The sequence below is a fragment of the Nocardia mikamii NBRC 108933 genome, assembly GCF_001613505.1.
Taxonomy (GTDB): domain Bacteria; phylum Actinomycetota; class Actinomycetes; order Mycobacteriales; family Mycobacteriaceae; genus Nocardia; species Nocardia mikamii.
The window spans coordinates 693581-703015 of sequence record NZ_BDCM01000014.1; the positions used below are offsets into that span (position 1 = coordinate 693581).

At 65.3% G+C, this 9435-nt stretch carries 10 protein-coding genes, 1 pseudogene and 1 riboswitch; of the genes and pseudogenes, 7 read left to right on the forward strand and 4 right to left on the reverse strand.

The features are described from left to right. Positions 1-77: 77 nt before the first annotated feature. The 4 genes from NMI01S_RS24745 (at position 78) to NMI01S_RS24760 (ending at position 2434) form a co-directional block, all read left to right on the forward strand. Positions 78-557 carry a MarR family winged helix-turn-helix transcriptional regulator gene (locus NMI01S_RS24745; RefSeq protein WP_063000859.1) on the forward strand — a complete coding sequence of 160 codons (480 nt, stop codon included), beginning with the start codon at positions 78-80 and terminating at the stop codon, positions 555-557. A 291-nt stretch (positions 558-848) separates the two neighbouring features. Next, a complete protein-coding gene (locus NMI01S_RS24750) occupies positions 849-1199 on the forward strand; it encodes an STAS domain-containing protein (protein WP_157126334.1) in 351 nt (116 codons plus the stop codon). A gap of 135 nt (positions 1200-1334) precedes the next feature. Beyond that, positions 1335-1781 carry a response regulator gene (locus NMI01S_RS24755; RefSeq protein ID WP_063000862.1) on the forward strand — a complete coding sequence of 149 codons (447 nt, stop codon included), beginning with the start codon at positions 1335-1337 and terminating at the stop codon, positions 1779-1781. A gap of 218 nt (positions 1782-1999) precedes the next feature. After that, positions 2000-2434 (forward strand): hypothetical protein, encoded by a 435-nt coding sequence (locus NMI01S_RS24760; RefSeq protein ID WP_063000864.1) that lies wholly within the window; start codon positions 2000-2002, stop codon positions 2432-2434. Between the two features lie 741 nt (positions 2435-3175). Here NMI01S_RS24760 and NMI01S_RS24765 read toward each other — a convergent pair. Further along, a complete protein-coding gene (locus tag NMI01S_RS24765) occupies positions 3176-3403 on the reverse strand; it encodes a hypothetical protein (protein ID WP_063000866.1) in 228 nt (75 codons plus the stop codon). Between the two features lie 95 nt (positions 3404-3498). Between NMI01S_RS24765 and NMI01S_RS35030 the strand changes: the two genes are divergently transcribed. Then, positions 3499-3648, forward strand: coding sequence for a hypothetical protein (locus tag NMI01S_RS35030; RefSeq protein ID WP_157126335.1), 150 nt, complete (start codon positions 3499-3501; stop codon positions 3646-3648). A gap of 311 nt (positions 3649-3959) precedes the next feature. Here NMI01S_RS35030 and NMI01S_RS36580 read toward each other — a convergent pair. From NMI01S_RS36580 to NMI01S_RS35035, 3 genes and pseudogenes are all read right to left on the reverse strand, one after another. Beyond that, positions 3960-4222 (reverse strand): annotated as a pseudogene (locus tag NMI01S_RS36580) (IS701 family transposase); the annotation flags it as partial. A 239-nt stretch (positions 4223-4461) separates the two neighbouring features. Then, positions 4462-5592, reverse strand: a complete 1131-nt coding sequence (nicT, locus tag NMI01S_RS24770) for a Nickel transporter NicT (RefSeq protein ID WP_063000868.1) — start codon at positions 5590-5592, stop codon at positions 4462-4464. Positions 5593-5964: 372 nt separating this feature from the next. Further along, complete coding sequence (locus NMI01S_RS35035; RefSeq protein WP_157126336.1) at positions 5965-6366, reverse strand: hypothetical protein; 402 nt, start codon at positions 6364-6366, stop codon at positions 5965-5967. Positions 6367-6376: 10 nt separating this feature from the next. Further along, positions 6377-6548: riboswitch (M-box (ykoK) riboswitch) on the forward strand. 293 nt (positions 6549-6841) lie between these two features. Here NMI01S_RS35035 and NMI01S_RS35400 point away from each other — a divergent pair. Together NMI01S_RS35400 and NMI01S_RS24780 are read left to right on the forward strand one after the other, a co-directional pair. Further along, a complete protein-coding gene (locus NMI01S_RS35400) occupies positions 6842-6991 on the forward strand; it encodes a hypothetical protein (RefSeq protein ID WP_167669929.1) in 150 nt (49 codons plus the stop codon). A gap of 154 nt (positions 6992-7145) precedes the next feature. Continuing rightward, positions 7146-8876 (forward strand): NRAMP family divalent metal transporter, encoded by a 1731-nt coding sequence (locus NMI01S_RS24780; RefSeq protein ID WP_063000871.1) that lies wholly within the window; start codon positions 7146-7148, stop codon positions 8874-8876. Positions 8877-9435: the final 559 nt, after the last annotated feature.

Genomic DNA, 9435 nt, shown 5'->3' on the forward strand with positions numbered 1-9435 from the left:
TGTCGCGTGACATCGGTCCGACGACCGTACCGCGTGCAGGGGTGTCGTCATGACGGAAGAGATGTCACAGTGATGGCATGAGCAGTGCGCGGCGCGACCGATCCGGAAGCGATCTCGCCGCGGCCGTGGAACAGGCGGCGGCGCGGCTGGTCGTGCTGTGGGGTCAGGCCCAGCAGGCCGTGGGTACTCGGGTCTCACCCTCGCAACTGCAGGCACTCACGATCGTGCAACATCATGGGCAGATCAACCTCAACGGCTTGGCCGTCGAGATGGACGCGATGGCGTCCTCTGCCAGCCGATTGTGCGACCGGCTGCAGGCCGCGGGATTGCTCGCACGCACAGCCAGTCCGGCCAACCGCCGCGAAGTGATGCTCGCACTGACCCGCGACGGGCAGCGGCTGCTCACCGAAATCAGCGACATCCGGCGGCGAGAATTGGCCCGCGTGCTGCAGGGGATGAGTGCTGCGGGGCGGGAGGCGCTGTTGACGGGTCTGACCGAGTTCACCGCGAGTGCGGAACACGGCGCCGACGCCGCCACGCACAAACGTCACGCCTGATTCGCTTCATTGCCCACAATTTCCGAGCGGCGATCGCGGAGATACCGTCGGGACAGGAGCCCGCGCCGGCCGCGGTCGACCCCAAACTCACGCGGCGCAACCCGACGATCACAGTCTGCGGCTCGACCACCCCAGCCTGAACCGATAGCGGCTCCTACCCCGGCATACGCGCGCCTCTCGCATGCCGTCGCTCCACCGAATCCCCTACAGCGACTCGCTTCTCAACATTTGTCGTGCGACAATTGTTCAGTGGACTGCCGCCGAGGCGGCCCGACGGAGGCGAGGTCGATCGTGAGTTCATCCAGCGCCATCCCTGTGGTCGCCTCGACGGCGCGGCGATACCCGGACCTCCGGCCCGGCGAGGTGCGGTGTTTCCTCCACGAACGGCTCCCCCGAGTGGCGATGCGCGGTGAGATCGACATGACCACCGAACCCCAACTGACCAATGCATATCGAGAGCTTGCACAGCTGACACCCGCCGATGTCGTCCTCGACCTGACCGAGGTCACCTTCTTCGGGTGTGTGGCACTACAGCTGATGGCCCGGCTGACCGCCCGGCTCTCACCGACCGGGCACAAATTGGTCATTCCGTCACCGAGCCGGCCCGCGCAGCGCCTGCTCGAGCTCGCAGGCTTCTTGTAGAAGGCTTATGTGAGTGTGCGATGCTGTGGTCGTCCCCCACACAGCGGCGTCCCGCTCGGGTCGGGCGCGGGTTGTTTTGTTGTGAGCCCGTCGACGGTTGGTTCGCGGTGCCGATGCTGTTGAGAGAAGGTTCTCATGTCCGGTCGTGGCGCGCCGATCATCGTGTTGCTGGTCGAGGACGATCCTGCCGACGAGTTGATCACACGGGAAGCGTTCGAACACAACGGGATCGATAGCGATGTTCGGGTCGTTCGCGACGGGCGCGAGGCACTGGACTTCCTCTACCGCCGCGATATCCACCACAGTGCGCCGCGCCCGGATCTGATCCTGCTGGATGTGAATCTGCCACGCGAGCAAGGAAAGCAGGTGCTGGGCACCATCAAGGCCGACCCGGGGTTGGCGGTGATTCCGGTGGTGGCGCTGACCACCGGCACCGTCGAGGAGGAGATGCTGGACTGGTATCGCCACCGCGCCGACACCTGCGTCAGCAGATCAGCTCATCTGGACCAATTCGTGTCCGCGATCGGCCGTCTCGGCGAGTTCTACTTCGGCGCCGCCGGACCGCTTCGGCCGTCCCCGTAGACCCACCGGACCAGCAGTCGCGATCGATCCCTCTGACCGGACGGTCGACGGGAGTCCCGACCGCCTAATCCCGAGAACAGATGACGCCTGAGCATGCCCGACCAGTGAAATACCCGCGCCGAGGGCAGGTCGTTCAGATGAGCGGATGTCGAGCGGGAATGTTTTACCAGTCGGCGCTGGATGTAACCCTGGTGCCGTGTTGCAACGAATATAAAGATATGCGCGCCCGTGATGTGAAGATCGGGCACACCTACGTTGTCCTGGTCCCCCACCGCCTACCGGTCGCCCGCTATCCCGACCGCGAGCTACCGGGCACATCGATGTGGGTGGCGGGGCTTATGACCTGTGCCCGGTTCCGGCTCACCGTCACCAGCGTCGACAACGACACCGATCCGGTTATCGCCGAGGGACTACGACTGATCGAACGCGCCCACACCGACATCGAACTCACCCCCGCCCAAGCCACCGCCCTCGGCCTGGCACCGGGCCAGGGCTACCACCTTGTCGGAATGCTGATCGACCACCACGGCCATCCGGCCCGCGTGCCGTGTCTGGAAACAATCCGGGTACCGATCCGATGGCTGTATGCCGCCGACGACCCCCGCCTGCAACACCGCACCCACCGAGACGCCGACCTGTGGCCGTTCACCTAGACACCATCGCCAGAAGGAGCTCGACTCCAGGCAGGCCACCCGGCCCCGCTGTAGCGCGGCGTTCCCGCAGCTCCGACTCAGCCGCGCGCCCGACCGGCTTCGCTCACTATTCCCCGGCCTGCTCCCTGACCGGCACACCCTGCGCTCGATCCCGACACAGATCCGAAGAAGGCCGGGAAGACCTCTCTGCGACTGCCTCAGAAGACCTTGCGGCCGCAGATACTCGTGGCGACAACGCAGGCGCCGACACACCAAGAAGGGTTGTCGGCACCGTACACCGCGAAGAACGATCGTGGTCGTCAGCCATGCTGCCGTGCCGAACAAGGCAAGAGTCGCGTCGATCATCGACATCATCGGTTGGCCCTCGGCATAGGCGCGGACCAGGCCGGGATGGAGCGCACCGAGATCCACACCGAACTCGCCACGCCACGCCAACCACGACGCCACTGCGCCCATCGCCAACCGCCCGCCGCACACCGGTCCGAGTGACCGGGCCCGGCAAACCGGCAGCTGGCCCGGAATTCTCGGCCGTCACGTCCCGGTCATGGTGAGCTCGCGATCTAGACCGCGCCGCTCCGAGTCCAACGCGACTTTCGAGCCGGCCTCTAATGTGCGCCAACTGAAAGCCCATGGCGGCTCGAATATCGTTGTGCACCACTTGGATCGGCTCACCAGTGCGGCGATGAGCTCGCGATTGACTCGTCCGGGGAAGCAGAGTGGTGAGGCCCAGCGCGTTGGTGGTCAGGATTTCTTGCTCGGGATGATGATCACCACGATCAGTGTGAGAATGCTGAAAAACAATCCCAGCAGTCCCCATCCGAGAGGGTTGCGGCCCTTCGCGGCCGCGATCCCGGCACAGATGAATGCAGCCAGGATGCTTCCGATTGCGACGAAGATTCCTTTGATCCCGCGCAGTATGAATCCGGCCGCTTCCGGATGGGCCTGTGCCGCGAGAAGCATCGTGGTCATGCCGCGTCTCCCTCTATCGTCCCGCGGCCGGTGCGACGGGCGTGAGAGCAGCAGTACCCGCTGCTCTCACGGCGCAAACGGACAGTACGTACCCCATGCTGGCCGCCCCCGATTCCGCGCGCACTGCTCGCTTCGATCGTGGATCTGCAAAGTATCTCGAAGACGGCGCCGCACCAGACCAGATCGTCCTCACCATCAGCCACGCCTTCGGCACCTGGGCACTCGCTCCACTCCTGATCCGCTGACGAAGACTGAGATCTCCCACCCCAGGAGTCGGACGATTCGACCTCGGTAGTCAAGGTCGCGGTATCTCACTACTCCCTCCACATGCGGTCGATACGCAAATAGACTGGCTCAGTAACTAGTTCACCTCGTCCCGCTTCATTTCCACGAACAGCGAATCCGCACGCCAACGCGGTTTTCGATTGTTGGCGTCGTCGTCGCCGTGTCGACCAGGCCCAGATGTGGGTGTCGGGGTGGTCTTCGCGCAGGACCAGGCGGGCGAGCAGGCGGCGGATCTCAGGTAGCGTGAGGGCCGATCATGCCTTCGTCACCGTCAGTGATCCCCTTTTGCGGCAACGGTTTTGGAGACAGACAGTCCGGCGAGGGCGAGCATCGACAACGTGATGTGGGCCTACCAGGCACGCCAAGTGCGCACCTGGTAGTGGTCGCCTCCGACCTCGCCCTCGCCCCTGCTGAAACCGCCTCCTCCACCTGCCAGCGCGCCCCGGCGACCCTCACCAAGTCGACCAACCTCGGGCGGGCAGGGCCGTGGCTGATGTGGGATGCGATCTCGAGTTCGCCTCGGCTGTTGGGGGTGAAACCCGAGATCGCTCCCACGCAGAGCAATCCAATGTGGACCCGATGTTCCCGCCACGATCAGAAACTCCGCCACGCTGTCAACATCCGCGCTACGGTCAAATGGTCAGCTCGAATTCGTTACCGGCGCCAAGCCCGACAACGGGGGCACTGACTGTCGACGGTTTCCGACGGAACCGGTGCCCACGTCTGAGGCGCTGCCCGGAATGATGGGCGCGCATCGGTTCGGATTTCCAGTGCTAGTCGGCGGTGTTAGGGTGTGGGCGCGGTGCGGCGGTCCATTTTTCTTCGATTCGGCCGTAGCGCCAGGTGAGTAGCGCGATCGCCCAGGTGAGGACGAACAGGCCGACGATGAGGTAGCCGGCCAGGTTCAGGTCCAACCCGGCGATCCAGTCCCACACTCCGCCGTTCCAGCCGAATTGGTCGGCGACCAGCCCCAGCAGCTCGATGGTGCCGATGATGAGTGCGACCGCGACCGACAGGGCGGTGATGGTGATGTTGTAGTACACCTTGCGTACCGGTTGGGCGAAGGCCCAGCCGTAGGCGAAGTTCATGAAACTGCCGTCGATGGTGTCGAGCAGGCTCATCCCGGCGGCGAACAGGACCGGCAGGCACAAGATCGCGTACCAGGGCAGCCCGGCCGCTGCGCTGGTGCCGGCCAGCACCAGCAGCGCGACCTCGGTGGCAGTGTCGAAGCCGAGGCCGAACAACACGCCGATCGGATACATCTGCCACGGTTCGGTGATCGAACGCATGACCGGTGCGAGGATCCGGTTCATCAGTCCGCGGTGTGCGAGGTGGTGTTCGAGTTCGGCCTCGTCGTAGTCGCCGGCGCGCATACGGCGGAAAACCCGCAAGATGCCTATCAGCACAACCACATTGATGGCCGCGATCAGATACAGGAATGTGCCCGACACGGTCGTGCCGATCAGACCGGTGTAGTGGTGCAGCACCGAGGAGTCGTCTTCGACCGGCCCGACGATCGCCTTCACGCCCACGGATAGAAGCAATGCCAGTGCGAATACGACCGTGGAATGGCCGAGGGAGAAGAAGAACCCCACCGACAGCGGCCGTTGCCCGTCGTTCATCAGTTTGCGGGTGGTGTTGTCGATCGCTGCGATGTGGTCGGCGTCGAATGCGTGCCGCAACCCGAGGGTGTAGGCGGTCAATCCGACCCCGATCCCCAGGGTCTTGTCGCCGAGGCTGAAGTTTCGCGGTGCGACGAACGCGACGAGGGTGAACCAGCCCAGGACATGCAAAACGATGATCACACCCACGATCGCGGCCAGCCGCAACCATTCGGCACGGCTCAAACGTATCCGCTCGGCGAGCGCTCGGACGGGACCACGCAGGCGCACTGTCGATGCCACGTTCTGCCCTCTCCACCCGACCTGGACACCATGACGGTAACCCAAGCCGACCCCGGGCACCGGTCGATCGACCAGGGTTGCAAACACCGGGAACGAAACTAGATTCTGAGGCATGGCGATCTGCAGGGTTCACGCAGTGGCCCGGACAGCCACACGCGCACCGAAACCGCGCCGGAACCGGCCGAACCCGGGCCAGTTCCCGGCGCGGGGTGTTCTGCTCACGCGCCGCCCGAGGGGTGTTTCGCCCGGTAGGGCACTTCGCTGTGATGTCGATTGCCCACACGGCAGCACTCGGTAGGCGTGAGGGGATTCTGGACACATCCGAGTTCGCTGGAGCGCTCGCGAAAACACTCAGGATTCGCTGCCCAGCATTCAGCGGTCGAGGCTGACGGTCTCCTGACGCCCTCGCGGAGCGACGTCTTCGCGCCCGCTTTCGGGGTCGCCGTGCCGGTGGTGTTGCCGGTGTCGCGTTCGTCGTAGTACCGGTGGGTTTGCGCAGGTGTTGACGACCAATCCGGTGGCGTCCAGTGCGCTGGCGATGAGCCGTGCGCCAGCGAGAGCGCCGACGCCGACGTCGACGTGGTAAAGGTAGCGGGTCGGTACGACGATGCCGACCCCGCTGGCTTTGACATGGATGCCCGGGCCGGTAACCGCCAGCTCGGCGTGCAGGTGGGGCAGATTGATCGTTGCGGTGAGTCCGAGGCATGCGCAACAGCTTTGGCTGCGGATATGGCGTGGATCACCTCGGTTGACACCGATGCCCTGGGGACGCACAATTGCTCGGTCAGCACCTCGCTAGGCGAGGCTCCTGTATGAACACAGGCCACTGATCCGACGACGTCGAGAGACGCCCAGGATTAGGACAGATCTTTCCGGATTAAGGGATGATCCGAAGTGGCTTCTCCTGCAAGGGGATACGTCCTACAGTGCCGAAGCTCTGACGAGAGGGGTGCCCATCGCTCGCTGTCGCGACGATGTATCCCTGGCTGTTGTTCAGAAGTTGTGACGTGCGCGTGCGTCCTGGCAGCAAGGAGGTGAGGGACGAGATGCCACCCGGAGATAGTCCGTATCCGAGTTCGGTTCGAACCGTTGTTTCGTTCCCAGCTTGCTGCGGCGCCACCATCGCCTGAGCCCACCGCACCCGATCGTTTCGGGCACGGCAATCCGCCGTGCCCGAACAGCCTGTGCGTGGCTGGTGTGTGCCGGTTGCCGCTGTAGCTCGCTGGCTCTTCTTGTCAAGGAGCATGTCATGAGCTTCACCGCTTTCCTCACCGATTCGGCCCGTCGAGTCCGCGCCCGCTACCACCTCACCCCCGAAGAGCGGCACAACCTGCGACTCGCCCACACGCCCCCCGCCGTGGTCACCGCATCCCTGGGCGCGCATTCCTACCAACGGTAGCGGGCACGTCCGGTGGAACGACGAAACCTGTTCCGCCGCAACATTTCACCGGGCGCACGGGCGCTCTCCGCCGGTGCGTCCGCTCACCAGTTCGTCCACCCGCCCTGCGCTCGACAGCGTCGTGCGTCCACGATGTTCGAAACGAGGAACGGCGATGGCCTTCTTCCCTGGCGGCTCGACCCGCCGCACCCCCACTATCTCCACCGGTACCGCGGTCGCCGATAGTGCTCATGTCGGCGATATCGTCGGCGCGCTCGGCCGGATCGGGCAGCACGAGAGCGCCGACGGACGCACCCGCCGGCAGCGATTCACCATGCTGCTGGCCGTCCTCGGGCCCGGGTTGATCGTCATGGTCGGTGACAACGACGCCGGCGGTGTCGCGACCTACGCCCAGGCCGGGCAGAACTACGGCATGGCGCTGGTATGGACTCTCGCGCTGCTGATTCCGGTGTTGTATGTCAACCAGGAGATGGTCGTGCGCCTCGGCGCGGTCACCGGTGCCGGGCACGCCCGGCTCATCTTCTCCCGGTTCGGCAAGTTCTGGGGCGCCTTCAGCGTCGGCGACCTGTTCGTGGTGAACGCGTTGACGATCGTCACCGAATTCGTCGGCGTCACAATGGCTTTGAACTACTTCGGGATACCGCGCGTGATCTCGGTTCCGCTGGCCGCGGTGCTGCTGTTCGCGGTGGTCGCGGGCGGGTCGTTCCGGCGCTGGGAACGGTTCCTGTTCGCGCTCATCGCTGTCGACATCGTGATGTTCCCCCTGGCCTTCATGGTCCACCCGAGCGTGTCGACCACCGCGGCGGGAATCGTTCCGTCGTTCCCCGGCGGCCTGAATTCGACTCTGCTGCTGTTGATCGTGTCGATCGTCGGTACCACTGTCGCGCCGTGGCAGTTGTTCTTCCAGCAGTCCAACATCGTCGACAAGCGCATCACCCCCCGCTGGATCCGCTACGAACGCATCGACCTGTGGGTCGGCATCGTCGTCGTCATGGCCGGAGCGATCGCGATCATGGCCGCAGCCGCGTTCGGGCTCGCCCCCGAAGCCGCCGACAGCTTCACCGACGCCGGCGCGGTCGCCCGAGGCCTGCACGACCATGTCGGCCAGGGCGCCGGGGCGTTGTTCGCGATCCTGCTGCTCGACGCCTCACTGGTCGGCGCCAACGCGGTCGGCCTGGCCACCACCTACGCTCTCGGCGACACCCTGGGCCGGCGGCACTCGCTGCACTGGAAGATCAGCCAAGCTCCCCTGTTCTACGCCGGTTACGCGTTCCTTCTCGCCATCGCCGCGGCCGTGTCGTTCAGCCCCGACCACGTACTCGGGCTGCTCACCCAGGGGGTGCAGGCCCTGGCCGGAGTCCTGCTGCCGTCGGCCACCATGTTCCTGGTACTGCTGTGCAACGACAAGGCAGTACTCGGCCCGTGGGTCAACACCACCCGCCAAAACATCGCCGCCGCCGTCATCGTGTGGGCGCTGGTGCTGCTGTCGCTGGCACTGACCGCGGCGACATTGTTCCCCGACATCTCCACCGCCACCCTCGAATTCGGTTTCTGTTCCGGCGCGCTCGTCGGTGTTCTCGGCGGGGGCGCGCTCGCGCTCGGCAAACGCCGCGCCGATCGCGCCGCGGCCGAACGCACCGCCGCGGAACTCGGTGGTGTGGATCCCGACCAGATCGAAGAACTCGACGACATCGCCCTCACCCGCGCCGAACGCAACCAGATTCGCGACCACGACCGCGGCACATGGCGCACCCCCGCCCTCGACACCCTCCCGCGACCGGCGTTCTCCCCACTGCGCGCCGCGGGCATGATCGCCCTGCGCGGCTACCTGCTCATCGCCGTCGCAATCGTCGGAGTCAAGATCTTCCAGCAAATCACCGCCTGACCGATACAGTCCGGGGGGTGGGCGTTTCGACGTTCACCACCCCCGGCCACATCGACTCGCTGCGGGGACGTCCGGCCCGGCCGTTACGAGCGTCTGTACACACCGCGCCGGGGACGCTTTGCGGGGTGTGCACGCCGAATGATCCAGCCGATCGTCGCGAGCATCGCCACCACTATCAGCAGGACCACCCCGGTCCCGATCCATACCTGCATCGTGCTGTACACCGGAACATGGCCCGGCGCCGCCGTGAGCGCACCAGCCCACTGCGCCCCGGCCCCGCCCGCGAAATACCAAGCCATCCTCACCAACCGGGCCTTCCGCGCTCCGACAGCACACCGCCATCCGGTCACTCCCCGGCCGCCGCTCGCACGCGACCATCTCTCCCACCATCACAAGAATTCTCGTCACCGGCGGCGATAAGAACCGCGCAAAGGTCTCCGCCCACGCCCGTCGATTTCCGTCAATGGGTCTCCCGGCGGCTCGGCACCCGGCCGATACTCGGAAAACGAAACCCACCCATATCGACGATGAAGAGGTCGAGATGTCCGAGCGCGCATAT